The organism is Cupriavidus sp. TMH.W2, assembly GCF_050847365.1.
Lineage (GTDB): Bacteria > Pseudomonadota > Gammaproteobacteria > Burkholderiales > Burkholderiaceae > Cupriavidus.
On record NZ_CP193792.1, the window covers coordinates 3,735,614 to 3,761,944 of the forward strand.

The following is a 26,331-nucleotide window of genomic DNA, read 5'->3' on the forward strand; positions in this document are numbered from 1 at the left end:
GATTTTAGGCGCATCGATAATTCGCCCGAATAATCTTCTGCTCAGTCGAACAGCTCCAGCTGCGACGTATCCCGGTCGCTCGTCCCTACCCCCACCCCCAGCAGCCGTACCGGCAAGCCCCGGCGCGCATGGCCCTCGGCCAGCAGGCGCGCGTAGACGGCGCGGTCCGGTGCATGGCCGCGGCATTCCACCGTGGTCTGGCGGAAGTCCGCAAAGCGCAGCTTCACGGTCAGCTTGTCGATGGTGTCGTGCGCCTGCGCGCGGTCGATGCGGGCCTCGAGCATGGCGACCAGCGGTTCCAGCTCCGCCAGGCAGGCCTGCAGGTCGGGCAGGTCGTCGGCATAGGTCTCTTCCACGCTGATCGACTTGCGCTCGCGCTCGGGCGTGACCGCGCGTTCGTCCACGCCGCGGCACAGCTTGTAGAGGCGCGCCCCGAAAACGCCGAACTCGCGGTGCAGGCGGTCGGGCGACCATGGCCGCAGGTCGCCGCAGGTCTCGGCCCCCAGCCGGCGCAGCCTGGCCGCGGTGACCTTGCCCACGCCGTGGATGCGCTCCACCGGCAGCGCGGCGACAAAGGCATCGACCGCCGCCGGCCTGACCACGAACAGCCCGTCGGGCTTGTTCCAGTCGCTGGCGATCTTGGCGACGAACTTGCTGGGGCCCACGCCGGCCGACACCGTCACGCCCACTTCCTCGCGCACGCGCTGGCGAATCTCCTCGGCAATGCGGGTGGCGCTGCCGGCGTGGCGCGTGCACAGGCTCACGTCCAGGTAGGCCTCGTCCAGCGAAAGCGGCTCGACCAGCCCGGTGTATTCGCGGTAGATCGCAAAGATCCGGCGCGAGACCTCGCGGTACTTGTCCATCGACGGGCGCACGATCAGCAGTTCCGGGCAGCGCTTGAGCGCCTGCGCCGACGCCATTGCCGACCTTACGCCGAAGGCGCGTGCCTCGTAGTTGCAGGTGGCAATGACCCCGCGCCGGTCGGGCGCGCCGCCCACGGCCATCGGGCGGCCGCGCAGCGACGGGTCGTCGCGCATCTCGACCGAGGCGTAGAAGCAGTCGCAGTCGCAATGGATGATCTTGCGCTGGACCGCGGGCGTGGCTTCAGGCGGGGCGGACATGGCGGCGAGGCACCGGATCGGCTATCCGTTAATTATCGTCGCGATGAATGGACGGGTTTGATTATTTTGTTGATTCATTAATCGCCTGGATGCTCGCCGGTTTTTGCCGCGTATTCATCCACAAGCCTTCTGCTGCATACAAGGCCAGCGACAGCCAGATCAGCGCGTAGCCGGCCTGCTTCTGCGCCGGGAACGGCTCATTCCACAGCCACACGCCCAGCAGCAGCTGCAGCGTCGGCCCGGTGTACTGCAGCAGGCCCAGCAGCGACAGCGGAATGCGCCGCGCGCCGGCCGCGAAGAACAGCAGCGGCACCGCCGTCACCGGCCCCGCCAGCAGCAGCAGCCACTGCGTACCCGGTGCTGCGTGGGTGAAGCTGTCGTGGCCGGTGCCGAACAGCCAGGCCAGCGCCGCGGCGGCCAGCGGGAACAGCAGCAGCGTCTCCAGCGACAGCCCTTCCAGCGCGCCCAGGGCCCCAGTCTTGCGCAGCAGGCCATAGCCGCCGAAGCTGGCCGCCAGCCCCAGCGCGATCCACGGCAACTGGCCCGCCGCCACCGTCAGCCAGGCCACGCCGGCCGCGGCCACCGCGATCGACAGCCATTGCAGCGGGCGCAGCCGCTCATGCAGGAACACCACGCCCAGCAGCACGCTGAACAGCGGGTTGATGAAGTAGCCCAGGCTGGCGTCGACCACGCGGTTGGCCGACACCGCCCAGATATAGAGGAACCAGTTCGCGCACAGCAGCGCCGCGCTGGCGCCGAACGACAGCAGCAGGCGCCGGTCCTTGAGCACCTTGCCCAGCCACGCCCACTGGCGCCGCCACGCCAGGATCAGGCCCAGGAATACCAGCGACCACACCATCCGGTGCAGCAGGATTTCCACCGGCGCGATGCCGGGCAGCGATTTGATGTAGAGCGGGAGCAGCCCCCAGATGACGTAGGCCATGAGGGCGTAGAAGATGCCGAGTTGCATAGGGTTTTCCGGTAGATGCCGGCGATTCTACCGGTGCCGCGCGATCCCCGCCCGGCGCGGGCGCTGGCGCCGCCGCCAGAAAAAAACCCCATGGTCCCGAAGGAACATGGGGTTTGCGGCAGCGCCAGGGCCGGCCCCGGCTTACAGCTTGCGCGCGTAGCTGAACTGGGCGAAGGCCTGCTCGGCCACGTTGAACCAGGCGGCCTCGTTATTGCGGAACACGCGCCAGTCGTCATAGATCTTCTTGAACGACGGGTTCTTGGCGGTTTCGTCGGCGTAGGCTTCCTGGGTCGCCTTGAAGCAGGCTTCCATGATCTCTTTCGAGAACGGGCGCAGCTTGACGCCGTTTTCCAGCAGGCGCGCCAGTGCCTGGGGGTTGACCGTGTCGTACTTTGCCATCATGTTGGTGTGCGCCTCGATGGTGGCGGTTTCCAGCACGCGCTTGTACAGCGCCGGCAGCTTCTCGTACTCGGTGGCCGAGGCGTAGAACGACAGCTGCGCGCTGCCTTCCCACCAGCCCGGGTAGTAGTAGTACGGTGCCACCTTGTAGAAGCCCAGCTTCTCGTCATCGTACGGGCCCACCCACTCGGCCGCATCGATGGTGCCTTTTTCCAGCGCAGGGTAGATGTCGCCGCCGGCAATCTGCTGCGGCACCACGCCCAGGCGCGACAGCACCACGCCGGCAAACCCGGCGATACGGTACTTCAGGCCCTGCAGGTCGGCCACGGTCTTGATTTCCTTGCGGAACCAGCCGCCCATCTGCGCGTTGGTGTTTCCGCCCAGGAAGTTGACGACGTTGTATTCCTTGAAGAACTCGCGCATCAGCTTCATGCCGTTGCCCTGCAGCATCCAGGCGTTCTGCTGGCGTGCGGTCAGGCCGAACGGGATGGTGGTGTCGAAGCACAGCGTCGGGTTCTTGCCGAAGTAGTAGTAGCCGGCGGTGTGGCCGATCTGCACGGTGTTGTTCTGCACCGCGTCCAGCACCTGCAGGCCCGGCACGATTTCACCGGCGGCAAAGACCTTGATATTGAACTTGCCGTCGGTCAGTTCCTTGACGCGGGCGGACAGCATTTCAGCGCCGCCGAAGATGGTGTCGAGCGACTTGGGGAAGCTCGAGGCCAGGCGCCATTCCACGGCGGGATTGCTGCCGACCACAGCCGGTGCGGCCGGGCCGCTGGCGGCGGCAGGCGCTGCCTTTTCTTCACCCTTGCCGCATGCGGCCAGGGCCCCGGTGGCAGCCACGGCCGACGCTTTCAACAGAAAGGAACGACGTTCCATCTCCACTTCTCCTCTTATAGATTTTGATTCGGATGCGGGCCCGCGGCTTGCATGATGCCGCGCGCCGGACCGTGACGCACCGGCCGCCGTGGTACGGCAGCCTGCGCAGCGCTGTGCCTGTTGCGACCGGGCACGGCGGCGGGCCCTGCATGCCGGGCGCCGGACGCGGGCCACGGCGAAGGGCTGTCTTACCCGAAAGACAAGCCAGCCGATTATAGCGGTGACCCTTTCGCCACGGGGTCCTGTGCAAGTGCGGGTTTTCGCTAATCAATTGCGCCACATCCGGTAATGCCGTTCAGTTAAGGTCTCAAGCCCTACCGTCATTCCCGCGCAGGCGGGAATCCAGCGTCTTTCACGTCCCCTTAGGGGATGAAGTCACTGGGTTGCCGCCTGCGCGGAAACGACAGTCGCTAACTGAACGGCATTACGCCATATCCGGGGTTTTTTCGCATCGTGAGACGGCGCACGGTGTGATGGATTTTGTAACCCGGCTTGCGGTCCAATGGGTCGGCTGATAAAAAACAGTCCCGCCTCCGGAGCCCTTGCCTGCTCCGGCCATTGTTGTTGCTTGCCTGAATTGTTGTACGACTTGCCACCCGCCTCCCGCCGAATCCCCCCGATGCCGCCCGGCCCCAGCGCTTGCGCCGGACGCGGTCTGCCCCTGCGCCGCCTCGGCTTTGCCGTGCTGGCCACGTGGGGGCTGGCGGCGTGCGCGCAGAGCGGTGCTTTGCCCGCCGGTCAGGCCAGCGCCACCCTGCAGCCTCCCCGTATCGGGCCGCTGCCGGCGGTGCCGGCGACGGTCTCGGCGGTAGCGCCGGCCCCGGCCCGGCCGGCCACCGAGGCAAGCGCGGCCCCGGACGATCCGCTCGCTGCCCTGATCGCGGGCGATGCCGCGCCCGCGGCCAGCGTGACCGCGCCAGCGCCGGCCGAGGCGGCAAGCGTTGCCGCGGCGGCGACTGCGGCCGACCCGAATTTCGTCGGTCCACCCGAACCGCCCGCCGCCCCGCCGCCGCCGCCCCTGGTGCTGTTCCCGCCGCGGCTTGGCGAATTCCAGGCCCAGGCGTCCACCCCGCCCGCGGACGGCGCTTCGGCCAATGCCGATACGCCGCCAGAGGCGCCCCCGGTGCTGCGCTCGCAGCTGCCCGCCGACGACCCCGCCGGGGAGTCGGTCTGGCGCCTCAGCTACAGCGGCCGCGCCGCGGCCGAAGAGCGTCCCGCCACCATGCGCGCGTGCCCCGGCGGCGCGCTGTCCACCGGCATCGGCGGCGGCCTGGCATGCCGCAGCGCTGGCGAGGTCAAGATCCGCGAATCGGTGCTCGACCTGGACGGCGGCGCGCAGGTGATGCTGATCGCTCAGGCGCGCGGCACCGACGCCACCACCGTCAATGGCCGCCCCGCGGCGATCGATCCTTACGCGCTGGTGCCGCAGTTCTATACCGCGGTCAGCGGCCTGGCCGTGCTGGACGGCGCCACCATGTGGGCCGGCCGGCGCGACAATGCGCCCTTCCTGATGTCGTCCGGCCTGCTGCCGCCGAATTCCACGGCGATGCGCTTCGGCGTCGACAATGCCAGGGTGATCGGCGATATCGGCCTGAACTACCAGTACACGGCGCGCGCCGACCAGAACGGCCAGAACCTGCCCAGCTATCACTCGCTGCGCACCGCGCCGATCCACACCAACCAGCAGGGCTCGGTCCAGCTCGGCTTCACGCGCGTGGAAGCGCAGCCGATGGTGCAGGATACCGGCGGCGCCTGGTGGGCGTCCGCCTTGCATGAGCAGAAAGGCGTGCTGTTCGGCACCAACCGGCTGGGCGTGCAGTTCGGCTCGGGTTCGCGCAGTGCCATGACCGGCTATACCGGCATGGGGCCGGGGCTGTCGCGCACGCGCGTGGCGGAGTCGATCGAATGGAAGGGCCGATCAGGGCTGGGCGGCGCGGTGGAGCAAAGCCTGCAGTTCGACCGTTCGCCGGTCGGCACGCTGCAGTGGACCACCACGCGCGTGCGCCCCGCCTATATTGCGAGCGACCAGTTCCGCCTGAACTTCGAGGTCTCGCACGACCAGATCTCATCGGGCTTCGGCGTCGGAGGCCAGCGCACCGCGCTGACCGTGGCCCCCACGCTGACGCTGGGCAAGTCTGCCGGCAACGCCAACCTGCGCGCCTTCTATACCTACAGCCGCGCCAGCGACGTGGACGGCATCGGCTACATTGCGCCGGCCGATGCGTGGGCCTCGCAGGCGAGCGGCTCGGTCTTCGGCGTGCAGCTTAATCGGCGCTGGTAGTTGCGCTGGCAGGAACGCTGGCGGGGGCGGCGCGCCAGTCGGGTTGCGCGGGCACGGCAGCCGCCGCAGGTGCCGGCTTGCGGCACAGCCAGTGGAACAGCAGCGTGGCCGCCAGGCCGCCGCCGATCTGGGCCAGCACGAAGCCCGGCACGTCCTGCGGCCGGATCCCGGTAAAGGTATCGGTCAGCGCGCAGGCGATGGTCAGCGCCGGGTTGGCAAACGAGGTCGACGACGTGAACCAGTACCCCGCGGTGATATAGCCCGCCACCACGAACGGCACCAGTTGCGGGCGGCTGCGCAGCGTGCCGATGCCCACCCCGATCAGGCCGAAGGTGGCCACGCACTCGCTCCACCACATCGCCGCGCCGGTGCGGCTCTGCGCCGACCAGGCCAGCGCCGGCTCGCCGAACATTGCATGCGCGGCCAGCACGCCGCAGACCCCGCCCGCCACCTGCACCAGTACATAGCGCAGCGCATCGCGCGGCGACAACGCGCCCTGCACCAGCGCCGACAGGCTTACCACCGGGTTGAAATGCCCGCCCGAGACCGGGCCCAGCGACACCAGCAAGGCCACCAGCCCGGCCCCCGTGGCCAGCGAATTGGCCAGCAGCGCCAGCGCGGTGTCGCCGGCGGCCAGGCGCTCGGCACGGATGCCTGAGCCGACCACGATCGCCACCAGCAGCGCCGTGCCGAGTCCTTCCGCCACCAGGCGGCGCGCCAGCGTACTCATCGCTGCGCTCTGCTGCTGGCGCGCAGCGGCGCGTGGATTCGGCAAGGGGTCGGCCGCGCGCGCAGGGCAGCGGCGGGAAGGACTGAGGGGACAGCGTGCAGCGGCAAGATGGACAACGTCGCCTGAGACGACGCCTCGAACAGTGGCAGGACCGTGCCATTGGGGTGGCAAGACCGGCGCGCGAGGGGCCGCGCGGTCGCGACAGTGTTCCGTCCGGCCCCGCGCGCGTCAATGCGCGGCGGCTTTGTTGTGTGCTGACGATGGGTATCGAATTGCCGCGGCCGGCGCGCGCCATCCACTGGGCCCCGCTCTATACCGAGTTCGACAGTGCGCGGGTGCTGACCACCATCAGCATGCCCGTGTACGCCGGCAACCAGTTCCGCGGCGTCGTGGCCGTGGACGTGGCGCAAAAACGCCTGCATGACCTGCTGGCGGCGGCGACGTCGCCGGACACGGTGCGCTACATGGTCGATATGCAGGGCGATGTCATTGCCGCGGCCGGGAGCGGTTTCAGTGGTGTGCTCAAGTGGCCGCAGGCCGTGCCCGGCAACTGGTCCGGCCATACGCCGGCGCAATTCTTTGCGCGCGGTGCGGGCATGCTGGAAAGCCGCGGCGACGTCCTAATGCCGTTCAGTTAAGGTATCAAACGCTACCGTCATTCCCGCGCAGGCGGGAATCCAGCGTCTTTCACGTCCCCTTCGGGGATGAAGTCACTGGGTTCCCGCCTGCGCGGGAACGACAGTCGCTAACTGAACGGCATTAGCGGCGACGTCCTGTTTTTCCAGCGTGCCGGGCAGAGCCCCTGGTTGCTGGTGGACGTACTGCCGCTGTCCACGCTGGCCATGGCAATGGCCGCGCGCATGAGCGGCCCGCTGCTGCTGGTCTGGCTGCTGCTGCCGCTGCTGCTCTGGGTCACGCTGCGCGTGGTGACGCAACTGTTCGACCACTACCTTGCGCTGGGCGACCGCGTGCTGACGACGGTCGCGCAGACCCTGCGCGGCACCCTGCGCGCGGCAGACCTGCCGGGCCGCCTGGGCGGCGAGGAATTTGCCGTGGCGTTGCCGCAGACGAACCTGGCGGAGGCGGCGCAGACTGCCGAACGCCTGCGCGTGGCCATTGAAGGCTGCGTGGTCGAGGCTGATGCCGACACCACCGCGGCGCCATCGGACCGGCTGATCCGCTTCAGGATCTCGGTTGGCGTGGCGGAATCCGCGGCTGGCGCGCCGCTGGCGCTCGACGCCTTGCTGGCGGTCGCGGACCGGCGCCTCTATGACGCCAAGCAGCACGGCCGCAACCGCGTCGTCAGCGACGACCGCCTGCACGCCAGCGAGGCCGTGCCCGCGTCGTGACGCCGGGTCTCAGCGCAGCAGGAACGCGATGTCCTCGACGCTGATCTGTGTCACCGGGATGCCCTTGCGGCGCTGGAACAGGATGTGCTGCTGCACGCGGCTGCGCTGCTCGGCAAATACCGCCGGATCGATCGGCGTGCCCAGCCGCATATAGTGCTGCACCAGCAGCTTGTAGGCGCGGTGGCGCACCTGCATGGCCTCGGTCTCGGCGCGCAGCCGCTTGATCTCGGCCGGGCTGCGGTCGATGGACTGGTGCAGTTCTTCCACCGTGCGCGCATGCAGTTCGCGGTAGACGTCGCGCTCGGCTTCCATCTGGTGCAGCTCGTCGCGCAGCGCGCGGATCTTGTTCTGCAGCTTCAGCGTCTGCGACACCGCCTGCTGCATCCGCCCCGCCGCCTGGCTGGCCGCGGCCACGGTGCTCTTCCACAAGCCGCGCTCGCCGCCCGCCGTCTGCGGCGGCCAGCGCTCGTCCGTCCCGATCAACGTATCCATCAGAAGACCCCCCGGTAAGAAAGTGTCAGCCCCGGGCCGGATGTCCGCGTTGTGGGTGCGGCTTGGCCGGCTCGGCCCGCCCTGCCTGGCGGCAGCACGTCAGGGCATCGTAGAGATACATGGACCGGCTGCCAAGTAGAAGATATTTACTTCTGGGTTGGGTGTTGCGCGTTGCGCAAAATATCAGTCCAGGACAGTCAGCGACCGGGCAGCATGCGATGCGACTTCACATAGGCACGCAGCACATCGTTGATGCGCGTCTGCCATCCGTCGCCGGTAGCCTTGAAGGCCTCTACGACGTCGCGGTCGCAGCGCATGTTCAGCGTGACCTTGCGCTGGTCTTCCGGCAGTGCCGGGCGGCCGCGGGGCCGCAGTAGTGCCTGCGCTGCTTTCTCGCCAACCAGCCTGGGCAGCGCGTCCCGCGCGGGCCGCATGCGCGCCAGTTCGGCATCGGTCAGCGGTGGGTTGTCCGGGTCTGCCTGGGCAGCGCGCGTCAGCGCCTTGTCCTCGGCATCAGTCGGGATATGGATCCTGCGTTTCGTCGACATACTTCAATACCTCGCGGCGGTTGGCTTTGCGCAGGCTGATGACGCGCATCGTCTCGCCTCGCATGATGTAGACCATCACAAACACACGGTTGCCGATCAGCCCGGTGGCGACCATGCGCCCTTCACCGTATGCAAAGCGCAGATCGTCCCGGATCAGCGCACCATCCATTTCGAATGCTTCGGCCAATGCCAGCGGTACGCCATGCTTGATCTGGTTGGCCAGATCCTTGACGGGATCGAACTCAAGCGGCATCTATTTATTGTATTGGCGTTAAATAGGCAAGGCAAGGAATATTTGTCTATACGAAAATTCCCTCGAGCCGGTCGGAGCAGGCAACGTCCGGCTACTGGCGGGGCAAGGCCTGAAAATGTGCCCGCACGCGTCGGAGAATCTTGATCTCGATCACTCGTGTCGGGACGTTCAGGGAAGTACGACGGAAGCGGGATGGAAGTGTGTCGCCGGTGCGGCAACAGCAAGGGAAGCATGGCGCGCGCGTGGGAATCTGCGCCCCAATGCAAAAAGCCCGGCTGCAAGAGCCGGGCTTTTCCTGTTCTGGTGGCCTGGGACGGAATCGAACCGCCGACACAAGGATTTTCAATCCTCTGCTCTACCGACTGAGCTACCGGGCCAAAGAAGCGAAACTATAGCTGGACTTTTTTGGCCAGTCAAGCGTCATGTGCGTCACTGCTTCATTGTTCGGCCGGCTCGGGCTTGTTGCGGCCCAGTTCGACGCCGAGCTGCTTGAGCTTGCGGTACAGGTGGGTACGCTCCAGCCCGGTCTTCTCGGCCACGCGGGTCATGCTGCCGTGCTCGCGCAGCAGGTGATATTCGAAATAGGCGCGCTCGAACAGGTCGCGCGCTTCGCGCAGCGGCATGTCGAAGGAGAACTGCATCTCGGCCTCGGGCACGCGCGCGGGGCTGCCGTTGGGCGCGGCCTCGGCGGCGGACTCGGGCGCGGCGGCGGTGCCGGGTTCGGCCGAAGGGGCTGTTGCCGGCGCTGCGGCCGCGCTGCTGCGCGGACGTTCGATGCCGCGGGCCAGGCCCTGCTCCACCGCGGACAGCAGCTTCTGCAGCGCGATCGGCTTTTCCAGGAAATTGAGCGCGCCGATCTTGGTCGCCTCGACCGCGGTGTCGATGGTGGCGTGGCCCGACATCATGATGACGGGCATCGTCAGCTGTCCCTGTGCGGACCACTCCTTGAGCAGGGTCACGCCATCGGTATCGGGCATCCAGATATCGAGCAGCACGAGGTCGGGCGTGCCCGCCGCGCGGTATTCGCGCGCCTGATGCGCGTTTTCCGCGAGTTCGACCACGTGGCCTTCGTCGCTGAGAATCTCCGAGAGCAGCTCCCGGATTCCCATTTCGTCATCGACTACGAGGATGGTTGCCATACTTCCCCTCTTAACCCCACCGCAGCGTTCCGGGACCGGACGCCAATGTTGACTATGTCAGTTTAACGAACAGGATCGAGATCTGTGCACCGACGATCTCCGCACCTTCCATGCGATTGCGCAACTCGATACGCGCGCCGTGTTCGTCAATGATCTTCTTTACCATCGCGAGCCCCAGACCCGTGCCTTTGGCTTTCGTGGTCACGTAAGGCTCGAACGCACGGCTCAGGATTCGCGGTGCAAAACCGGGACCATTGTCCGCAATGGTGAGCTTGACGGCCTGCCGGTTCTCGCCGGCAGAATCTTTGTATTCTACAGTCTCGGTGTGCAGAGTGATATGGGGCGCGGCCCTACCGGCCGCGACGTTCTCGGCGGCGGCGTCCTGCGCGTTCTGCAACAGGTTGTGGATGACCTGGCGCAGTTGCGTGGGGTCGCCCTTGATCTCGGGCAGCGCGGTGCCCAGCGCCGGATGGATCACCGGGTGTTCGTGCACCGCGGGGTCGTCGATGCCGTACAGGTGCAGCACCTCCGCCACCAGGCTGTTGAGCTGCAGCGATTGCAGCACCGCGGGCGGCGTGCGCGCGTAGTCGCGGAAGTCATCGACCATGCGCTTCATCGCGGCCACCTGGTTGACGATGGTGGCGGCGCCGCGCTTGAGCACATCGGCATCGGTGCCTTCAAGCTTGGGCGAGAGCTTCATCTGCAGGCGCTCGGCCGAGAGCTGGATCGGCGTGAGCGGGTTCTTGATCTCGTGCGCAAGGCGCCGTGCCACCTCGCCCCACGCGACCGAGCGTTGAGCGGAAATCACATCGGAGATATCGTCGAAGACGATCACATAGCCGGGTTCGTCGCGCTCGCCGCCGGGCAGGCGCGCGCCGCGCACCAGCAGCGTGAGCGGCTGTTCCTCGCCCTGCGGCAGTTCGATCTGCTTCTGCCAGTGCTCGGCGCCGCCCAGCACCTCGCTGGTGTTCTGGTCCGAGAAGGCCTGGCGCACGATCTCGCCGAACGGCCCCATGCCGGGGATATGCTCCACCGGCAGGCCCATCACCGCGCCGAACGGCTGGCGGAAGATACGCTCCGCGCCGGGGTTGGCGGTGATCAGCACGAAGCGCCGGTCGAACACCAGCACGCCGGCGGTCAGGTTCTGCAGCACGCTTTCCAGGTAGGCCTTCGATTGCTCCAGCGCGGTGCGGTTCTCTTCCACCGCCAGGCGCGCCTCGGCCAGCTGGCGCGTCATCTGGTTGAATTGCTGCGTGAGCATGCCGAGCTCGTCGCGGCTTTTCAGCTCGCGCTTGGGCGAGAGGTCGCCCTCGGCCACTTCCTTGGTTCCCTGCAGCAGCATCAGCAGCGGCCGCGCCAGCTGTCCGCCGAGCAGGAGCGCCAGCATCACCGCGATGAACACGGCCAGGAACAGTGTCAGCGTCAGCGTGCCGATATACATCTTGCGCAGGCCGGTGCGGCCCAGCGCCTTTTCCTGGTATTCCTGGTATGCGCGCTGGACCTCGTCGGCGTTGCGCGCCAGCACGGCCGGCACCGGGTTCAGCACCTGCAGGTAGCGCTCTTCGCGCATGGTCTCGCCGACCAGGCCGAAGCCGCTTGACGGCGAGTCTTCCGGGCGCCGTTCCACGGACAGGCCGGAGCCGGCCCAGCGCGGCGGCTTGGCCAGTGCGCGCGCTGCGCTGGTGCCGGCCGCCCCATCCCGCGCCGAGGCCGGTGTCGAGCCCAGCGGAATGATCACGCGCAGCCGGTACAGGTGGCTGCTGTCGACGCGCTCGGGGCCCGGGCTGCCGTCGCCCGACGGATCCGTGCCGCCCTCCACGGCCGCGTAGCCGCCGGCCAGGCGTGCCTGTTCGGCCAGCACGCCGGAAGGCAGGTCCGGCACCAGCGACGCATAGTTGCTGGACGCCGTGGCCAGCACGCGGCCGCTGCCGGTAAAGATGGCGGCTTCCTCAACGCCATATTGCTCGCGCAGCCGGTTCAGCTGCAGCGAGGTGGCCACGCCGGAGGCGCCGGCAAGCTGCTCGGACATCAGGCGCGCCTTGGTCTGCAGGTCGGCGAGCGAGCTGTCGATGGTGGAGCGGCCCAGGTTCAGGCCGGCCTCGAGCGCGGTTTCCACGCGCACGTCGAACCAGGACTCGATGCTGCGCGAAACGAACTGCAGCGACACCAGGTAGATCAGCACGCCGGGCAGCACGCCCACCACGCCGAAGAACACGGCGAGCTTGGTCATCAGCCGCGTGCCGAACTTGCCGCGGCGGTAGCGCAGCCACAGCGTCAGCGCCAGCGCGCCCACGATCAGCACCAGCAGGGCGCCGATCACCAGGTTCACCTTGAACAGCAGCGTGAAATAGCGATCGAAGAATTCGGTGTTGGCCGAGGCGCCGGCCAGCAGGCCCACCAGCACCAGTGCCAGGAAGACGATGATCCCGGCCACGACGCGGTACAGCACGCGCCGGAACCGGCTGTCCCACAGCGAGTTGTTCATGGCTGGCTCGATGCGGGCTGCACCAGCAGTGCGGGCGACAGCCCGTACGACACCGTCTGCATGGTCAGGCCGCGTCCGTCAACGGCCGCGGCAGGCGCCGACGCAGGTGCGGGTACGGCCGGCGAGGCCGGCAGCGCCGGCGATGCGGGCGCCGGAACCGGCGCGGATGGCGGCGGCGGTGCGGGCGGCGGGGGTGGTGGCGGCGCGTTCAGGTCCGTCGGCACCGTATAGACAAAGCGCCGCCAGTCAGAGGCCAGGTTCCATTCGCGGGTGTTGACGGCGTTGATCTGGAACGGCTTGGGCAGTTGCGACAGGTCCAGCCGCATGCGCACTTCCGCGTTGTAGCTCTCGCCCGGCTTGACTGCATTGCGCTCGAATATGCGCCAGCCGCGCACGTGCTGGATAAACTGCAGCGCGCCCTTCAGGCGCGTGAACGGCAGTTGCAGGCCGCCGGTGGAGACGCGGTACTGGCGCGTCAGCGGCTGGTACGACAGGCGCACGCTGCGGCTGGTGTTGACCGGCTTGTCGTCGAACCAGTACCAGCGCGAGCGCGAGAGCTGGAAGTCGACCGCGAAATAGAGGGAGATGCCCTTGTGCAACGCGTCTTCCAGCGCGGGCGGCAGGTCGAAGTCAAAGCTGGCGGCAAGCTCGAAGCCGCCGTCCTGGTACTCGATGCGGGCTTCGGTGGCCTCGATGACCTGCGCGCGCGCCGCGGGGGGCAGCCACAGCACCGCTGCGAGCGCCAGCACCAGCACGAGCGACCAGCGCGCCAGCAGGCTGCGCGTGTCCGCGATGGTGCCTACGCTGGTATCCCCATTCACGCGGAAGTCTGACAGGCGCGGCGTGCTCAGCATCGGATCAGATCAGGCGCGTTTCTGGAAGCGGGCGTAGAAGAAGCCATCGTGATCCGATGGCAGGCTGGTGCCGCTGGTGCCGCTGGTGCCGGCAAGGGCGTCCCTGTCACCATCTGCGCCGGCGGCTTGCATTGCATGGGTGCCGGGCAGCAGCTGCCCCGGCGCCTGCAATCGTATCGCATCTGCCAGCTGGGCACCAAACCAGCGCGCCTGCTCCTCCCCTTCCGTTGGGAAAATAGAACAGGTGACATAGACCAGGATGCCGCCCGGCTTGAGCAGCGGCCACAGCTGCGAGACGATGCGGCGCTGCTCGGTGATGAGCTTGGCGATATCGGTCTCACGGCGCAGCCAGCGGATATCAGGGTGGCGCCGCACGATGCCCGAGGCCGAGCACGGCACGTCGGCCAGGATGCGGTCGAAGGGCTGGCCGTCCCACCAGTCGGCGGGCCGGCTGGCATCGCCGACCACGATCTTTGCTTGCTTGCCCAGGCGCGCCAGGTTTTCGCCGATGCGGGTGGCGCGCTGCGGGTCGCTTTCCACCGCGGTGACGTCGATATCGGCCAGCTCCAGCAGGTGCCCGGTCTTGCCGCCGGGCGCGGCGCAGGCATCGAGCACGCGCATGCCGTCGGCCACCTCGAGCAGCGGCGCGGCCAGTTGCGCGCCGGCGTCCTGCACTGACACCACGCCTTCGGCAAAGCCCGGCAGCTGCGTCACCGGCACCGCGCGCACCAGGCGCACGGCCTGCGGGCCGACCACGTGGCCGGCCAGGCCGGCGTTGGCGAGGTCGGTCCGGTACTGCTGCACCGACACGCGCGCGGTGTTCACGCGCACGGTCATCGGCGGGCGCACGTTGGCGCTCGCGGCCAGCGCCGTCCATTGGTCAGGGTAGGCCTCGCGCAGCATCTGCAGCCACCATGGCGGCAGGTTCCAGCGTGCCTGCTCGTCGCGGTTGACGTCGGCCAGCAGTGCCTTGCGTTCGCGCAGGAACCGGCGCAGCACCGCGTTGACCAGCCCGCGCGCGTGCGCAGTCTTGGGTTCGGAGGCGGCGGCGCTGACGGCCTGGTCGACCACCGTGAAGGTGCTGTAGCCCGGGCGGCCGGCGTCGGCGTCCTGGTCCTGCCGGTCGCGCGGGCCCGGTGCGTGTTCCAGCAACAGCGCCAGCGCCACGGCCAGCAGGGAATCGACCTGCGCGCCCGGCGGGCGCGTGACCAGCCTGGTCACCAGCGCGCGCGCGGTGCCGAACTGGCGCATGGTGCGATAGGCGATGTCCTGCAGCGCGCCGCGCGTGGCGGCATCGCGCACGCGGTCCAGCCGCAGTTGGGCGGCGGCGTCCTCGATCGCCTGGGGCAAGGCCGTGCCTTCGCTGACGGCGCGCACCGCGGTGGCGGCGCCAAGCATCTGGAAGGCAAGCGAATCGGGAGGCAGGCGCATATCGGTCAGGCGGCGGATCAGGCAGCGGAAAAATGGTGAATCGGCGTGAGAAACGGCAGGGGGTCCTGGCAAGCTCATAAGAAAAAGCCCGCCGGTCCGTGCGGAACAGCGGGCAGTTTACCTTGTGCCGGGGCCTGGCCCCGGATTTCCAGCCGTTCAGGCCGGATAGGTGCCGGTCTGGGCCATCTGCATCAGGCGCGCGATGCGCTCGTCGGTGGCCGGGTGGGTCGAAAACAGGTTGGCGATGGCGCCGCCCGAGAGCGGGTTCATGATCATCATCTGCGCCGTGGCCGGGTGTTCCTCGGCCGCCTGGAACGGGATGCCCTGGGCGTAGCGGTGGATCTTGTCCAGCGCGCTGGCCAGCGCCTGCGGGTCGCCGCTGATCTCGGCGCCGCCGCGGTCGGCTTCGAACTCGCGCGCGCGCGAGATCGCCATCTGGATCAGCGACGCCGCCAGCGGCGCCAGGATCGCCACGGCGATGCTGGCGATCGGGTTGGTGCGGTTGCCGTTCTCGTCGCGCCCGCCGAAGAACATCGCCATATTGGCCAGCGCCGAGATCGCGCCGGCCATGGTGGCGGCGATGGTCGAGGTCAGGATGTCGCGGTGGCGCACATGCGCCAGTTCATGCGCCATCACGCCGCGCAGCTCGCGCTCGGAGAGCACCCGCAGGATGCCGGTGGTGGCCGCCACCGCGGCGTGCTCGGGATTGCGGCCGGTGGCAAACGCGTTGGGCGCGTCTTCGTTGATCAGGTAGACGCGCGGCATCGGCAGGCCGGCGCGCTGCGCCAGTTCCTGCACCATGCCGTAGAACTGCGGCGCGCTGCCGGCGTCGACTTCCTGCGCGTTGTACATGCGCAGGACCATCTTGTCCGAGAACCAGTAGGAGAAGAAGTTCATGCCCAGCGCCATCAGCAGCGCGAACATCATGCCGCTGCGCCCGCCGATCATGCCGCCGATGACGATGAACAGCGCCGTGATGGCCGCCATCAGCATGAAGGTCTTGACCCAGTTGAACATTGCGGTGATCTCCGTGTAATCGTGAGCAGCGTCCCCGCGGAAAGCGGACGCGTTGACCGTTAGATAGGGGGGGATACCCGAAAATTCAACGGTTGTTCAACGGTTTCAGGGTGGTGTCCCGGCGCCTCGCGCCGGCCGCGCGGTTCCGCCGGCACTTATGCCGTCATGTGCTGCATAGGCCTGCCCGATTATGCCTGCTTGGCGCCGTTGCCAGGCACCGCACAGCGCGTGCCCGGCGGCAGCGGCAGTCCCTGCAGGAACTGCTGCGCCGGCTGGCGGCGCCCACCCGGCTTCTGCAGCTCGGTGACCCGCAGCGCGCTGCCCTCGCCGCAGGCGATGAGGATGCCGGCGGCGTCGGCCGCCAGCACCGTGCCGGGCGGATGCGGCAGGCTGCCGGCGGCGGCCAGCGGCGCGGCCTGCCAGCACTTGATCACGGTATCGCCGACCTGCACTGTGGCACCGGGGAAGGGGTTGAACGCGCGCACCTGGCTGGCCAGCGCCGCGGCCGGGCGGCGCAGGTCCAGCGGGGCCTCGTCCTTGGCGATCTTCTCGGCGTAGGTGACGCCTTCGGCCGGCTGCGGCGTGGCGGCCAGCGCGCGGCCGGCAGCCAGTTCCTGCAGTGCTGCCACGATCATGCGCGCGCCCAGCGCGGCCAGGGTGTCGTGCAGCGTGCCGGTGGTGTCTTCCGGGCCGATCGGCACAGCTTCGCGCGTGAGCATGTCGCCGGTGTCCAGGCCCTCGTCCATCTGCATCAGCGTGATGCCGGTCTCGGCATCGCCCGCTTCAATGGCGCGGTGGATCGGCGCCGCGCCGCGCCAGCGCGGCAGCAGCGAGCCGTGGATATTCAGGCAGCCCAGGCGCGGCAGGGTCAGCACTTCGGCCGGCAGGATCAGGCCGTAGGCGGCGACCACCATCACATCGGGGGCGATGCCGGCAAGCGATTCAACGGCGGCGGCGGCCTCTTCCGGGTACTTGCCCTGGCGGCGCAGCGAGCGCGGCTGCAGCACCGGCGCAAGGCCGCTGGCGACGGCGAACTGCTTCACCGGGCTGGCCTGAAGCTGCATGCCGCGGCCGGCAGGACGGTCGGGCTGGGTCAGCACGGCCACCACCGGAAAACCGGCGGCGTGAATGGCTTCCAGTGCGACGCGCGCAAATTCGGGCGTGCCGGCAAAGGCGACACGCAAGGGGCTGGCTTGGGACATGGCAGGTTCCGTGGCCTGAAACAGGACCGGCCGCTATAGCGGCCGGTACCTTTGTTCTTCGGGAGTCATAAAGATAACAGACCCCGCGCGGGTGCCGCGCGCTGGCGGCGGGATTCCGGGCGGGCTGTTACATCTTTGTGGCAGGACGCCGCTTACATGCGGGTGCGTTCGCGCTTCTGCAGCCTGCTCTTGATGCGGTTGAGCTTGAGCGGCGACAGGTACTCGACAAAGACCTTGCCGCGCAGGTGATCGATCTCATGCTGGATGCAGACCGCCAGCAGGTCGTCGGCGTCGAGCTCGAAGCTCTCGCCCTTCTCGTTGAGCGCGCGCACGCGCACGCGGTCGGGGCGCTCGACCCGGTCGTAGACCTCGGGCACCGACAGGCAGCCCTCTTCCCACACCTTGCGGTTGTCGCTGGCCCAGACGATCTCCGGGTTGATAAAGACCTGGAGCTGGTCGCGCGTTTCCGAGACGTCGATCACCACCACCTGCTCGTGCACATTGACCTGCGTCGCGGCCAGCCCGATGCCGGGCGCTTCGTACATGGTCTCAGCCATGTCCTTGACCAGCTGGCGGATGCGGTCGTCCACGGCCGCAACGGGTTTGGCGACGGTGTGCAGGCGGGGATCGGGGTAGGTCAGGATGTCGAGTTTTGCCATGATGCTAGGGCGCAACGCCGGCGGCAGCCGGCAACCGGGCCGCGTTGCGGCGGCGGGTGTTTACATGCAGAATCGGGGCGCAAGTACAAAAATTCAAGGCGCGCCGCAACAGGCACGCTCTCCCGGGTCAATCCGGCCGCACCACCGGCTGGTCAGGAAAATGCGCGATCTTACCAAAGAACACCAGGCGGCGTCGGGCCGCAGGCTGCACGCGTTCATCCCCAAGCTTGCCTATGCGTTGTTGAGTGCCGCTGGCTTCACCGCCGCGGCCACGCTTCCGGCCCTGGCCGCGGACCTGACGGTCACGCCGGCACAGCAGGCCGAAGCCCAGCGCGTTGCCCAGCAGGGCATCCCCGTTTCAGACCTGTCTCCCAATGCGCCGTCGCAGTACACGGTGCGCAGGGGCGACACGCTGTGGGGAATCTCGGGCAGTTTCCTGCGCCAGCCCTGGCGCTGGCCCGAGCTGTGGGGCATGAACCGGCAACAGATCCACAACCCGCACCTGATCTATCCGGGACAGATCCTGTACCTGATCCAGCGCGACGGCCGTGCCTGGCTGTCGACCACGCCGGGCGGCAGCGGCACGGTGCGCCTGTCGCCGCAGATGCGCGGCGGCGACGCCGACGGCGCCGCCATCCTGAGCATCGCGGCCTCTGATATCGAGCCCTTCCTGATCCGCCCGCTGGTGGTCGACCAGGACACGCTGGCGACCTCCGCGCGCATCGTCGCCGTGTCCGAGTCGCGTGTCATCCTGGGCCGCGACGACACCGGCTACGCGCGCGGCATTCCCGCCGACGCGCCGCCGGGCGGCGACTGGCAGGCTTACCGGCCGGTCACCCCGGTGCGCGATCCGGTCACCAATGCCGTGCTCGGCTACGAGGCCGAATATGAAGGCAACGTGCGCCTGGCGCGCGGCGCGCAGGGCCCGGACGCGGTCTCCACGATGCAGGTCACGCGGGCCAGGCAGGAGATGGGCGTGGGCACGCTGCTGATGCCGCAACCTGCGCGAGAAGCGCTGCGCTACGTGCCGCACGCGCCCGATGCGCAGCTTGACGGCCGCATCGCCAAGGTCTACGGCGGGGTCGAGTTCGGCGGCGCCAGGCAGGTGGTGGTGCTCAACCTGGGCAGCCAGGCCGGGGTGGAACCCGGCCACGTGCTGGCACTGTCGCGCACCGGCGAGACCGTGCCGGACAAGACCGACAGCAACCGCGCCATCCGGCTGCCCGACGAGCGCTACGGCCTGGCCTTCGTCTTCCGCGTGTTCCCGGGGGTGTCGTATGCGCTGGTCACCGACGCCTCCAACGTGATCGCCGTCGGGGACCGCGCGACCTCGCCGCGCTGAGCCGGTCTTGGCGACCGCCGCCTCCGTTTGCCGTGCCGGTGCTGCCCGGCAGGCCGCCATGCGCGATCCCGACGACCTGAAGGCCTGGCTGCAACTCGCCTGTGCGCCCGGGGTCGGCCCTGCCACGGCGCGCCTGCTGCTGGCCGCGTTCGGGCTGCCGCAGCAGGTCCTGGCGCAGAGCGTGGCCGCGCTGTCCTCGGTGGTGCCCAAGAAGCACGCCCGCGCGGTGCTGGCCAGGCCCGCTGCCGGGCTGCCGGCACTGGTCGAACGCACCCTCGCCTGGCTCGGCACGCCCGGCAACCATGTGGTCACGCTGGCCGACGACGCCTACCCCGCCCGCCTGTTCGACCTGCCCGATCCGCCGCCGCTGCTATATATCAAAGGCGATCCCGCGCTGCTGTCACGCCCTTCGGTGGCCATCGTCGGCGCGCGCGGCGCCACCGAGCAGGGCAAGCGCGATGCGCAGGCGTTCGGCCGCGAACTGTCCGAGTCGGGCCTGGCGGTGATCTCGGGCCTGGCGCTGGGCGTCGATGCCGCCGCCCATGCCGGCGGCCTGCTCGGTTGCGGCGGCACGGTCGCTGTGACGGGTACGGGGCCTGACCGGGTCTACCCGGCCGAGAACCTGGCGCTGGCGCACGAAGTGGCCGCGCGCGGCGCCATCGTCACCGAATTCCCGCTCGGCATGCCGGGCATGCCGGCCAACTTCCCGCGCCGCAACCGCATTATCGCGGCGCTGGCGCGCGGGGTGCTGGTGGTGGAGGCCGCAGCGCGCTCGGGCTCGCTGATTACGGCAAGGCTGGCGGCCGAACTCGGGCGCGAGGTGTTTGCCGTCCCAGGCTCGATCCACGCGCCATTGTCAAAGGGCTGCCACCTGCTGATCAGCCAGGGCGCGAAGCTGGTGGAGAGCGTGGAGGATGTACTGGAAGAGATCAATCTGCTGCCGGCACCTGCCCGCCCTGCTGCCCGGCGAGTTCCCGCGGCCACGCCGGAACAACCGGATCTTTCTGACTTTGCCGGCCACGCCGACCCCCTGCTGGCCGCTCTCGGCTACGATCCGGTTACGCTGGATGCGTTATGCGAGCGCTGCGGCCAGCCTCCGGAAGCCGCCGCGGCGCGCCTGCTGGAACTGGAACTGGCCGGGCACGCCGAGCGTCTGCCGGGAAACCTGTTCCGGCGCCTTGGCTGATCCTGGGCAGGGGCGCAGCGCAATACCTATACAATCGCCGGCTGTCCGCGAGCCGCGTGTCGCGGGCGCCTCATGTTTCCGAACCCATGACCGTTTACTTTCCTGAACGTGATGCCGGCGCCATAGCCCGGTGCCTGGCGGCGCGGCCGCAAGGCCGCCTGGTGGCCTGCCTGTGCGCGCAGTGGTGCGGCACGTGCCGGGACTACCTGGTGGCGCTGACGGCGCTGGCCGCGCGCCATCCGGACGATTGCTTTGTCTGGATCGATATCGAGACGCATGCAGATGCGCTGGGCGATGTCGATATCGAGAATTTCCCGACGCTGCTGGTGCAGCCAGCCTCGGGTGGCTCTCCCCAGTTCTATGGCACCCTGCTGCCGCATATCGAGGTGCTGGAACGCATGCTGAGCCGCGGCGCGGCGATGCCGGCGAGCGCCGAAGACATACCGCAGGTGCTGGACTGGTTGCTTGCCGGGGGGAGCGACGGCGCCTAGGCGCCGTCTCGTGCGGCGGCGGGGCTTCTCTTGCACCGCCGTTGAAACCGCGCTTATTATTGGCGCCTCATAGCCCCCCGGCGTTCTGATTACTTCGTTTGCAGTGCAATTAGCGGGTTGCCGGATGCAGCTCGCAAGGACCCTTCCCATGTCAAAAGCCCTCATCATCGCGGAAAAACCGTCGGTCGCGGCGGATATCGCCCGTGCCCTCGGGGGGTTTACCAAGCACGACGAGTATTTCGAGAGCGATGACTTCGTGCTGTCCTCCGCCGTTGGCCACCTGGTCGAGATCGCCGCGCCGGACGAATACGAGGTCAAGCGCGGCAAGTGGAGCTTCGCCAACCTGCCGGTGATCCCGCCGCACTTCGACCTGCGCCCGATCGCCAAGACCGAGTCGCGCCTGAAGGTGCTGAACCGCCTGATCAAGCGCAAGGACGTCACCGCCCTGATCAACGCCTGCGACGCGGGGCGCGAGGGGGAACTGATCTTCCGCCTGATCGCGCAACAGGCCAAGGCCAGGCAGCCGGTGCGCCGGCTGTGGCTGCAGTCGATGACGCAGCAGGCCATCCGCGACGGCTTTGCCAGCCTGCGCGAAGACCAGGACATGCTGCCGCTGGCCGACGCCGCGCGCTGCCGCTCCGAGGCCGACTGGCTGGTCGGCATCAACGGCACGCGCGCCATGACCGCCTTCAACAGCAAGGGCGGCGGCTTCTTCCTGACCACCGTGGGCCGCGTGCAGACACCGACGCTGTCGATCGTGGTGGAGCGCGAAGAGAAGATCAAGCACTTCGTGCCGCGCGACTACTGGGAAGTGCACGCCGAGTTCATCGCCGCCGCCGGCCTGTATGAAGGCCGCTGGTTCGACCCCAAGTTCAAGAAGAACGAGTTCGATCCCGAGGCGCGCGAGTCGCGCCTGTGGAGCGAGGCCGAGGCCAAGAGCATCGTGGCGGCCTGCCGCGACAAGCCGGGCACCGTCACGGAAGAGTCCAAGCCGTCGACGCAGCAGTCGCCGGCGCTGTTCGACCTGACCACGCTGCAGCGCGAGGCCAACTCGCGCTTCGGCTTCTCGGCCAAGAACACGCTGGGCCTGGCGCAGGCGCTGTATGAAAAGCACAAGGTCCTGACCTACCCGCGTACCGACGCGCGCGCGCTGCCCGAGGACTACCTGGACACGGTCAAGCAGACCATGGACATGCTGGCCGACAGTTCGCCCAACTACCTGCCGCACGCCAAGAAGATCCTGGCGCAGGGCTGGGTCAAGCCGAACAAGAAGATCTTCGACAACAGCAAGATCAGCGATCACTTCGCCATCATCCCGACGCTGCAGGCGCCCAAGAACCTGTCCGAGCCGGAACAGAAGCTGTACGACCTGGTGGTGCGCCGCTTCCTGGCGGTGTTCTTCCCGGCGGCGGAGTTCCAGGTCACCACCCGCATCACGGAAGTCGCCGGCCACCACTTCAAGACCGAAGGCAAGGTGCTGGTCAACCCGGGCTGGCTGGTGATCTACGGCCGCGAGGCGCAGGGCGACAAGGATGCCGCCAACCTGGTGCCGGTGGCGAAGGACGAGAAGGTCAAGACCGACAAGGTCGAGGGTGTTGGCCTGACCACCAAGCCGCCCGCGCGCTACAACGAAGCCACGCTGCTGTCCGCCATGGAAGGCGCCGGCAAGCTGGTGGACGACGATGCGCTGCGTGAAGCCATGGCCGGCAAGGGCCTGGGCACGCCGGCCACGCGCGCGGCCATCATCGAAGGGCTGCTGACCGAGAAGTACCTGGTGCGCGAAGGCCGCGAGCTGATCCCCACCGCCAAGGCGTTCCAGCTGATGACGCTGCTGCGCGGCCTGGGCGTGCAGGAACTGACGCAGGCCGAGCTGACCGGCGAGTGGGAGCACAAGCTCTCGCAGATCGAACGCGGGCGCCTGAAGCGCGACGAGTTCATGCTCGAGATCGCGCAGATGACGCAGCAGATCGTCAAGCGCGCCAAGGAATACGACAGCGACACCATCCCGGGCGACTACGCCACGCTGGACACGCCCTGCCCGCAGTGCGGCGGGCAGGTCAAGGAGAACTACCGCCGCTTTGCCTGCACCGCGTGCGAGTTCTCGATCAGCAAGATCCCGGGCGGACGCCAGTTCGAGATCGAAGAGGTCGAAGAGCTGCTGCTCAAGAAGGAAATCGGACCGCTGCAGGGCTTCCGCAGCAAGATGGGCCGTCCGTTCGCCGCCATCCTGAAGCTGGGCAAGGACGACGAAGGCCATTTCAAGATGGAATTCGACTTTGGCCAGAACGACGACGACAACGACGGCGAGCCGGTCGACTTCAGCGGCCAGGAGCCGGTGGGCACCTGCCCGAAGTGCGGCGGCTCGGTGTTCGAGCACGGCATGAAGTACGTCTGCGAGAACAGCACGACCAGCCCCAAGAGCTGCGACTTCACCACGGGCAAGATCATCCTGCAGCAGGAAATCAGCCGCGAGCAGATCGGCAAGCTGCTCAACGAAGGCAAGACCGACCTGCTGACCGGCTTCAAGTCGTCACGCACCGGCCGCAACTTCAAGGCCTTCCTGGTCAAGCAGCCGGACGGCAAGATCGGCTTCGAGTTCGAGGTGCGCGAACCCAAGGCGGGCGCCAAGACTGCAGCCAAGGCCCCGGCCAAGGCGGCGGCATCGCGCGGCGCGGCCGAGTCCGAGGCGGCTCCGGCAAGCAAGACCGCGGCCAAGACCGCAACCAAAACCGCGGCCAAGGCGCCAGCCACCAAGGCCCCGGCAAAGAAGGCGGCGGCCAAGAAGGCCCCTGCCAAGACCACGGCGGCCAAGAAGTCGCGCGCGGCCGCCGCCGGCGAGTAAGCGCCGGCGCGTCTCACGGCAAAACGCCCGGCATCGCCGGGCGTTTTGCTTTGGGTCGGCCCCTCATGCAGGCGGCTTCAGGCGGGCAATTCAGGTGCGCACGGTTTGCGCGCCGTGGCTGGCGGCTGGCGCCGGCTGCACTTCCTTGCCCCGTACCTGCCCTTCTTCGAGCAGGAAGTCGATAAAGGCGCGCACCTTGGTCGGCAGGAACTTGCGGCTCGGGTAGACCACGCTGACATCGCGCCGCGGCAGCTGGTACTGCGGCAGCACGTGCACCAGCTTGCCCGATTCGATATTGGGCCGCGCCAGGTACGACGACAGCATGGCCACGCCCATGTCGGCCAGCGCCGCCTGGTGCGCCAGCTCGGCATTGCTGCACATCAGGCCGGGGCGGATCGGCACGGTCACCTCGCCTTCCGGGCCCAGCAGCGTCCATTCGTGCTCGGCGCTGGGCAGGCGCATGGCGATGCAGCGGTGGTGGCTCAGTTCGTGCGCATGGCGGATCGGCGCGTGCGCCGCCACGTAGCCGGGCGAGGCGCACAGGATCACCTCGGCCGACAGCAGCGGGCGCGCCACCAGGTGCGAGCCCAGGCCCAGGTCGGACAGCATCACGGCCACGTCGCGGCCTTCTTCGACGATATCGACGTTGCGGTCGGACAGGATCACGTCGAAGACCACGTCCGGGTACAGCTGCTGGAAGCGCGCCAGCAATTCTGGCAGCAGGTGCAGGCCGAACATCACCGGGGTCACCAGGCGCAGCGTGCCGGACAGCGACTGGCTGCGCGCGGTGACCACGCTTTCAGCCTCCTCCACGTCTTCCAGGATTTGCTGGCAGCGCTGCAGGTAGGTCTCGCCGGCGTCGGTCAGCGACAGGCTGCGGGTGGTGCGGTTGAGCAGCCGCGTGCCGAGATGGCTTTCCAGGTCGGCCACGTAGCGCGTCACCACCGCGTTGGACATTTCCAGCTGCTGCGCTGCACGCGCGAAGCTTCCCAGTTCCACAACCTTGGAAAACACACGCATCGATTGCAGGCGATCCATGACACAGTCTCCCGGTTCTGCGCTGAATTCTTACGTAATCAGCCTATTTTATTGTTCGAATCAGAACTAATCATTGTGGATCTTGATATTTATTGATATGAGGGAAATGCCTAATATCTAGCCATTGGATGCCGCAACGCAACATAGTCCGTCCTCGGAGTGACGAATCAGGCATCCACGCAACAAAAGAAGGTCTGAATCATGAAATCCAATCGTTACGCCCTGATCGCTGTCGCCACGCTCGCCGCCGCCCTGTCGGCCGCGCCGGCCTTTGCCAAGAACGGCAAGTTCGACGTGTATTCCGACGGCGCCAAGGTGGGCAAGTTTGACCCGTACACTGATGGTGCCAAGGCCGGCAAGTTCGATGCCTTCACCGACGGTGCCCGCGCCGGCAAGTTCGACACCTTCTCGGAAGGCGCCAAGTACGACACCACCACCGATCGCGCGCCCCTCTGAGGCCAGCCCGGGCCTGCCCTCCCCGAGTGGCCTGGCAGCGCGCGGTCCCGGGGCCGTATCCTCCCCTTGGGCGTCCCGCCTGCTTTAACCTGGTCTCCACAGGTCCTTGGGAGAGCGCCTCACAGCCCTCTCCGACTTTATTGGAGAAGAAGCCCGCACTGGTTGCGGGCTTCTTTGTTTCTGGCGTCGACAGAAGATAGCCCGCTTGCGAGTCATTATGCCAGAGCAAGCAAATAAAAAAACGGGCCGACTGGCCCGTTTCTTCTGCTTCGCTGCAACGACTCAGTCGTCGTAGTCGTGATGATGATGCTTGTGCTTCTTGTGCCGGTAGCCACCGCCCCCGTAATAGCGGCGATCGTTATCGTACGAGTTGCTGCGCGAGACATTGCCGCCCAGCGCGGCGCCGGCGCCACCGCCGAGGCCTGCGCCGATCAGGCCGCCGGCACGGCCGCCCATGGCGTTGCCGGCCGCAGTGCCCGCGCCGCCGCCCAGTGCGCCGCCGATGATGGCGCCGGTGCGCTCACGGCGATTTGACGTCACCGCGCCGCCGGCGCCGCCGCCAACCGCGCCACCGATTACTGCGCCGGTGCTGCCGCCCAGCGCGCCGCCAACGGCCGCACCGGCTACGCCACCGAGCGCACCGCCCAGGGCATTGTTCATATCGCTCGCGAACGCCGGCAGCGCGGAAGCCGCCAGGGCGATGGCCAGGGTCATATTGCGAACGGAATGGCGAGACATATAGTTGTTCCTTTAATTGCCACAGTGTCGCAAGTGTAGATAACGAGCCGCAGCCTTGCTGTAACCACCTGTAAGGCGCTGTAACCCTCCCCAGAAAGGTCGGGAAGCCGTAACAAAAGCGCGGTGAGAAAACAACATCGCAAAAAAAAGACAGGCGACCTTAAGGCCACCTGTCTGTTTTGTATCGGCATCCGGCTAGCGGACGCTGGGATCAGAGTCTGCTCAGCAGCACTTGCCCTGCCCGCCGCCGTAGCGCGCCTCCTGGCGCTCGCGGAAGAATTCCTCGTAGCTCATCGGCGCGCGGTCCGGGTGGGTGCTTTCCATGTGCGCCACATAGGTCTGGTAGTCGGGCAGCCCGACCATCAGCCGCAGCGACTGCCCGAGGTAGCGTCCCATCGTTCCCAGTTGTTCCAGCATGGCGGCTCCTGC

At 67.9% G+C, this 26,331-nt stretch carries 25 protein-coding genes and 1 tRNA gene; 8 read left to right on the forward strand and 18 right to left on the reverse strand.

The window, feature by feature from the left end; translation table 11 throughout:
* Nucleotides 1-41: 41 nt before the first annotated feature.
* The 3 genes from dinB to ACREYQ_RS17215 all read right to left on the reverse strand — a co-directional run bounded on the left by dinB (nucleotide 42) and on the right by ACREYQ_RS17215 (nucleotide 3,369).
* Entirely contained in the window at nucleotides 42-1,121 is a 1,080-nt protein-coding gene (dinB, locus tag ACREYQ_RS17205) for a DNA polymerase IV (protein WP_432258709.1), read from the reverse strand.
* Nucleotides 1,122-1,182: 61 nt separating this feature from the next.
* The gene (rarD, locus tag ACREYQ_RS17210; RefSeq protein WP_432258710.1) at nucleotides 1,183-2,091 is read right to left on the reverse strand and encodes an EamA family transporter RarD; all 909 of its coding nucleotides are present in this window, start codon (nucleotides 2,089-2,091) and stop codon (nucleotides 1,183-1,185) included.
* A gap of 141 nt (nucleotides 2,092-2,232) precedes the next feature.
* Entirely contained in the window at nucleotides 2,233-3,369 is a 1,137-nt protein-coding gene (locus ACREYQ_RS17215) for a TRAP transporter substrate-binding protein (RefSeq protein WP_432258711.1), read from the reverse strand.
* 619 nt (nucleotides 3,370-3,988) lie between these two features.
* Here ACREYQ_RS17215 and ACREYQ_RS17220 point away from each other — a divergent pair.
* Nucleotides 3,989-5,650, forward strand: coding sequence for a carbohydrate porin (locus ACREYQ_RS17220; protein ID WP_432258712.1), 1,662 nt, complete (start codon nucleotides 3,989-3,991; stop codon nucleotides 5,648-5,650).
* Here ACREYQ_RS17220 and ACREYQ_RS17225 read toward each other — a convergent pair.
* Nucleotides 5,634-6,380 (reverse strand): aquaporin, encoded by a 747-nt coding sequence (locus tag ACREYQ_RS17225; protein WP_432258713.1) that lies wholly within the window; start codon nucleotides 6,378-6,380, stop codon nucleotides 5,634-5,636. The genes ACREYQ_RS17220 and ACREYQ_RS17225 overlap by 17 nt on opposite strands.
* A 95-nt stretch (nucleotides 6,381-6,475) precedes the next feature.
* On the opposite strand from ACREYQ_RS17225, the gene ACREYQ_RS17230 reads away from it, so the two are divergent.
* Both ACREYQ_RS17230 and ACREYQ_RS17235 read left to right on the forward strand, forming a co-directional pair.
* Complete coding sequence (locus ACREYQ_RS17230) at nucleotides 6,476-7,018, forward strand: hypothetical protein (protein ID WP_432258714.1); 543 nt, start codon at nucleotides 6,476-6,478, stop codon at nucleotides 7,016-7,018.
* A 174-nt stretch (nucleotides 7,019-7,192) separates the two neighbouring features.
* Nucleotides 7,193-7,729 carry a diguanylate cyclase gene (locus tag ACREYQ_RS17235; protein ID WP_432260438.1) on the forward strand — a complete coding sequence of 179 codons (537 nt, stop codon included), beginning with the start codon at nucleotides 7,193-7,195 and terminating at the stop codon, nucleotides 7,727-7,729.
* A 9-nt stretch (nucleotides 7,730-7,738) separates the two neighbouring features.
* On the opposite strand, the gene ACREYQ_RS17240 is transcribed toward ACREYQ_RS17235, so the two are convergent.
* From ACREYQ_RS17240 to def, 11 genes are all read right to left on the reverse strand, one after another.
* Entirely contained in the window at nucleotides 7,739-8,221 is a 483-nt protein-coding gene (locus tag ACREYQ_RS17240; protein ID WP_432258715.1) for a hypothetical protein, read from the reverse strand.
* A 197-nt stretch (nucleotides 8,222-8,418) separates the two neighbouring features.
* The gene (locus ACREYQ_RS17245; RefSeq protein ID WP_432258716.1) at nucleotides 8,419-8,769 is read right to left on the reverse strand and encodes a BrnA antitoxin family protein; all 351 of its coding nucleotides are present in this window, start codon (nucleotides 8,767-8,769) and stop codon (nucleotides 8,419-8,421) included.
* Entirely contained in the window at nucleotides 8,735-9,022 is a 288-nt protein-coding gene (locus ACREYQ_RS17250) for a BrnT family toxin (protein WP_432258717.1), read from the reverse strand. The genes ACREYQ_RS17245 and ACREYQ_RS17250 overlap by 35 nt, the downstream gene beginning before the upstream one ends.
* 301 nt (nucleotides 9,023-9,323) lie before the next feature.
* A tRNA-Phe gene (locus ACREYQ_RS17255) sits at nucleotides 9,324-9,399 on the reverse strand.
* A 60-nt stretch (nucleotides 9,400-9,459) separates the two neighbouring features.
* Nucleotides 9,460-10,161 (reverse strand): response regulator, encoded by a 702-nt coding sequence (locus tag ACREYQ_RS17260; protein ID WP_432258718.1) that lies wholly within the window; start codon nucleotides 10,159-10,161, stop codon nucleotides 9,460-9,462.
* A 52-nt stretch (nucleotides 10,162-10,213) separates the two neighbouring features.
* Nucleotides 10,214-12,646, reverse strand: a complete 2,433-nt coding sequence (locus ACREYQ_RS17265; RefSeq protein WP_432258719.1) for a sensor histidine kinase — start codon at nucleotides 12,644-12,646, stop codon at nucleotides 10,214-10,216.
* A complete protein-coding gene (locus ACREYQ_RS17270; RefSeq protein WP_432258720.1) occupies nucleotides 12,643-13,500 on the reverse strand; it encodes a DUF4390 domain-containing protein in 858 nt (285 codons plus the stop codon). Before ACREYQ_RS17270 ends, ACREYQ_RS17265 begins: the two co-directional genes overlap by 4 nt.
* A gap of 9 nt (nucleotides 13,501-13,509) precedes the next feature.
* Nucleotides 13,510-14,931 (reverse strand): 16S rRNA (cytosine(967)-C(5))-methyltransferase RsmB, encoded by a 1,422-nt coding sequence (gene rsmB / locus ACREYQ_RS17275; protein WP_432258721.1) that lies wholly within the window; start codon nucleotides 14,929-14,931, stop codon nucleotides 13,510-13,512.
* Between the two features lie 156 nt (nucleotides 14,932-15,087).
* Complete coding sequence (gene htpX / locus ACREYQ_RS17280) at nucleotides 15,088-15,948, reverse strand: zinc metalloprotease HtpX (protein WP_432258722.1); 861 nt, start codon at nucleotides 15,946-15,948, stop codon at nucleotides 15,088-15,090.
* A gap of 188 nt (nucleotides 15,949-16,136) precedes the next feature.
* The gene (gene fmt, locus ACREYQ_RS17285) at nucleotides 16,137-17,150 is read right to left on the reverse strand and encodes a methionyl-tRNA formyltransferase (protein ID WP_432258723.1); all 1,014 of its coding nucleotides are present in this window, start codon (nucleotides 17,148-17,150) and stop codon (nucleotides 16,137-16,139) included.
* 152 nt (nucleotides 17,151-17,302) lie between these two features.
* On the reverse strand, nucleotides 17,303-17,809 hold the full coding sequence (def, locus tag ACREYQ_RS17290; RefSeq protein WP_115213642.1) for a peptide deformylase: 507 nt from the start codon (nucleotides 17,807-17,809) through the stop codon (nucleotides 17,303-17,305).
* A 160-nt stretch (nucleotides 17,810-17,969) separates the two neighbouring features.
* Here def and ACREYQ_RS17295 point away from each other — a divergent pair, with 160 nt between their 5' ends.
* The 4 genes from ACREYQ_RS17295 to ACREYQ_RS17310 all read left to right on the forward strand — a co-directional run bounded on the left by ACREYQ_RS17295 (nucleotide 17,970) and on the right by ACREYQ_RS17310 (nucleotide 23,670).
* Complete coding sequence (locus ACREYQ_RS17295; RefSeq protein WP_432258724.1) at nucleotides 17,970-19,151, forward strand: LysM peptidoglycan-binding domain-containing protein; 1,182 nt, start codon at nucleotides 17,970-17,972, stop codon at nucleotides 19,149-19,151.
* A 58-nt stretch (nucleotides 19,152-19,209) separates the two neighbouring features.
* On the forward strand, nucleotides 19,210-20,337 hold the full coding sequence (gene dprA, locus ACREYQ_RS17300) for a DNA-processing protein DprA (RefSeq protein ID WP_432258725.1): 1,128 nt from the start codon (nucleotides 19,210-19,212) through the stop codon (nucleotides 20,335-20,337).
* Nucleotides 20,338-20,423: 86 nt separating this feature from the next.
* On the forward strand, nucleotides 20,424-20,828 hold the full coding sequence (locus ACREYQ_RS17305; RefSeq protein WP_432258726.1) for a thioredoxin family protein: 405 nt from the start codon (nucleotides 20,424-20,426) through the stop codon (nucleotides 20,826-20,828).
* A gap of 148 nt (nucleotides 20,829-20,976) precedes the next feature.
* Nucleotides 20,977-23,670, forward strand: coding sequence for a DNA topoisomerase III (locus ACREYQ_RS17310; RefSeq protein WP_432258727.1), 2,694 nt, complete (start codon nucleotides 20,977-20,979; stop codon nucleotides 23,668-23,670).
* A 90-nt stretch (nucleotides 23,671-23,760) separates the two neighbouring features.
* Here ACREYQ_RS17310 and ACREYQ_RS17315 read toward each other — a convergent pair whose 3' ends face one another.
* Nucleotides 23,761-24,708: a LysR family transcriptional regulator gene (locus ACREYQ_RS17315; protein WP_432258728.1), complete on the reverse strand. Its 948-nt coding sequence runs from the start codon at nucleotides 24,706-24,708 to the stop codon at nucleotides 23,761-23,763.
* A gap of 201 nt (nucleotides 24,709-24,909) precedes the next feature.
* On the opposite strand from ACREYQ_RS17315, the gene ACREYQ_RS17320 reads away from it, so the two are divergent.
* Entirely contained in the window at nucleotides 24,910-25,164 is a 255-nt protein-coding gene (locus ACREYQ_RS17320; RefSeq protein ID WP_432258729.1) for a hypothetical protein, read from the forward strand.
* A 282-nt stretch (nucleotides 25,165-25,446) separates the two neighbouring features.
* Here ACREYQ_RS17320 and ACREYQ_RS17325 read toward each other — a convergent pair whose 3' ends face one another.
* The gene (locus tag ACREYQ_RS17325; protein ID WP_432258730.1) at nucleotides 25,447-25,902 is read right to left on the reverse strand and encodes a hypothetical protein; all 456 of its coding nucleotides are present in this window, start codon (nucleotides 25,900-25,902) and stop codon (nucleotides 25,447-25,449) included.
* Nucleotides 25,903-26,124: 222 nt separating this feature from the next.
* Nucleotides 26,125-26,319: a YbdD/YjiX family protein gene (locus tag ACREYQ_RS17330; RefSeq protein WP_012354346.1), complete on the reverse strand. Its 195-nt coding sequence runs from the start codon at nucleotides 26,317-26,319 to the stop codon at nucleotides 26,125-26,127.
* Nucleotides 26,320-26,331 lie beyond the last annotated feature (12 nt).

Excerpts from the sequence above, each read along its gene's own strand:
- ACREYQ_RS17310 (WP_432258727.1), top strand. The coding sequence starts at position 20,977 with ATGTCAAAAGCCCTCATCATCGCGGAAAAACCGTCGGTCGCGGCGGAT.
- ACREYQ_RS17250 (WP_432258717.1), bottom strand. The coding sequence starts at position 9,022 with ATGCCGCTTGAGTTCGATCCCGTCAAGGATCTGGCCAACCAGATCAAG.
- ACREYQ_RS17245 (WP_432258716.1), bottom strand. The coding sequence starts at position 8,769 with ATGTCGACGAAACGCAGGATCCATATCCCGACTGATGCCGAGGACAAG.
- ACREYQ_RS17330 (WP_012354346.1), bottom strand. The coding sequence starts at position 26,319 with ATGCTGGAACAACTGGGAACGATGGGACGCTACCTCGGGCAGTCGCTG.
- def (WP_115213642.1), bottom strand. The coding sequence starts at position 17,809 with ATGGCAAAACTCGACATCCTGACCTACCCCGATCCCCGCCTGCACACC.
- ACREYQ_RS17215 (WP_432258711.1), bottom strand. The coding sequence starts at position 3,369 with ATGGAACGTCGTTCCTTTCTGTTGAAAGCGTCGGCCGTGGCTGCCACC.
- ACREYQ_RS17305 (WP_432258726.1), top strand. The coding sequence starts at position 20,424 with ATGACCGTTTACTTTCCTGAACGTGATGCCGGCGCCATAGCCCGGTGC.
- dinB (WP_432258709.1), bottom strand. The coding sequence starts at position 1,121 with ATGTCCGCCCCGCCTGAAGCCACGCCCGCGGTCCAGCGCAAGATCATC.
- rsmB (WP_432258721.1), bottom strand. The coding sequence starts at position 14,931 with ATGCGCCTGCCTCCCGATTCGCTTGCCTTCCAGATGCTTGGCGCCGCC.
- ACREYQ_RS17315 (WP_432258728.1), bottom strand. The coding sequence starts at position 24,708 with ATGGATCGCCTGCAATCGATGCGTGTGTTTTCCAAGGTTGTGGAACTG.
- ACREYQ_RS17295 (WP_432258724.1), top strand. The coding sequence starts at position 17,970 with ATGCGCGATCTTACCAAAGAACACCAGGCGGCGTCGGGCCGCAGGCTG.
- ACREYQ_RS17260 (WP_432258718.1), bottom strand. The coding sequence starts at position 10,161 with ATGGCAACCATCCTCGTAGTCGATGACGAAATGGGAATCCGGGAGCTG.
- ACREYQ_RS17325 (WP_432258730.1), bottom strand. The coding sequence starts at position 25,902 with ATGTCTCGCCATTCCGTTCGCAATATGACCCTGGCCATCGCCCTGGCG.
- ACREYQ_RS17240 (WP_432258715.1), bottom strand. The coding sequence starts at position 8,221 with ATGGATACGTTGATCGGGACGGACGAGCGCTGGCCGCCGCAGACGGCG.
- ACREYQ_RS17265 (WP_432258719.1), bottom strand. The coding sequence starts at position 12,646 with ATGAACAACTCGCTGTGGGACAGCCGGTTCCGGCGCGTGCTGTACCGC.
- fmt (WP_432258723.1), bottom strand. The coding sequence starts at position 17,150 with ATGTCCCAAGCCAGCCCCTTGCGTGTCGCCTTTGCCGGCACGCCCGAA.
- ACREYQ_RS17220 (WP_432258712.1), top strand. The coding sequence starts at position 3,989 with ATGCCGCCCGGCCCCAGCGCTTGCGCCGGACGCGGTCTGCCCCTGCGC.
- rarD (WP_432258710.1), bottom strand. The coding sequence starts at position 2,091 with ATGCAACTCGGCATCTTCTACGCCCTCATGGCCTACGTCATCTGGGGG.
- htpX (WP_432258722.1), bottom strand. The coding sequence starts at position 15,948 with ATGTTCAACTGGGTCAAGACCTTCATGCTGATGGCGGCCATCACGGCG.
- ACREYQ_RS17225 (WP_432258713.1), bottom strand. The coding sequence starts at position 6,380 with ATGAGTACGCTGGCGCGCCGCCTGGTGGCGGAAGGACTCGGCACGGCG.
- ACREYQ_RS17270 (WP_432258720.1), bottom strand. The coding sequence starts at position 13,500 with ATGCTGAGCACGCCGCGCCTGTCAGACTTCCGCGTGAATGGGGATACC.
- dprA (WP_432258725.1), top strand. The coding sequence starts at position 19,210 with ATGCGCGATCCCGACGACCTGAAGGCCTGGCTGCAACTCGCCTGTGCG.
- ACREYQ_RS17320 (WP_432258729.1), top strand. The coding sequence starts at position 24,910 with ATGAAATCCAATCGTTACGCCCTGATCGCTGTCGCCACGCTCGCCGCC.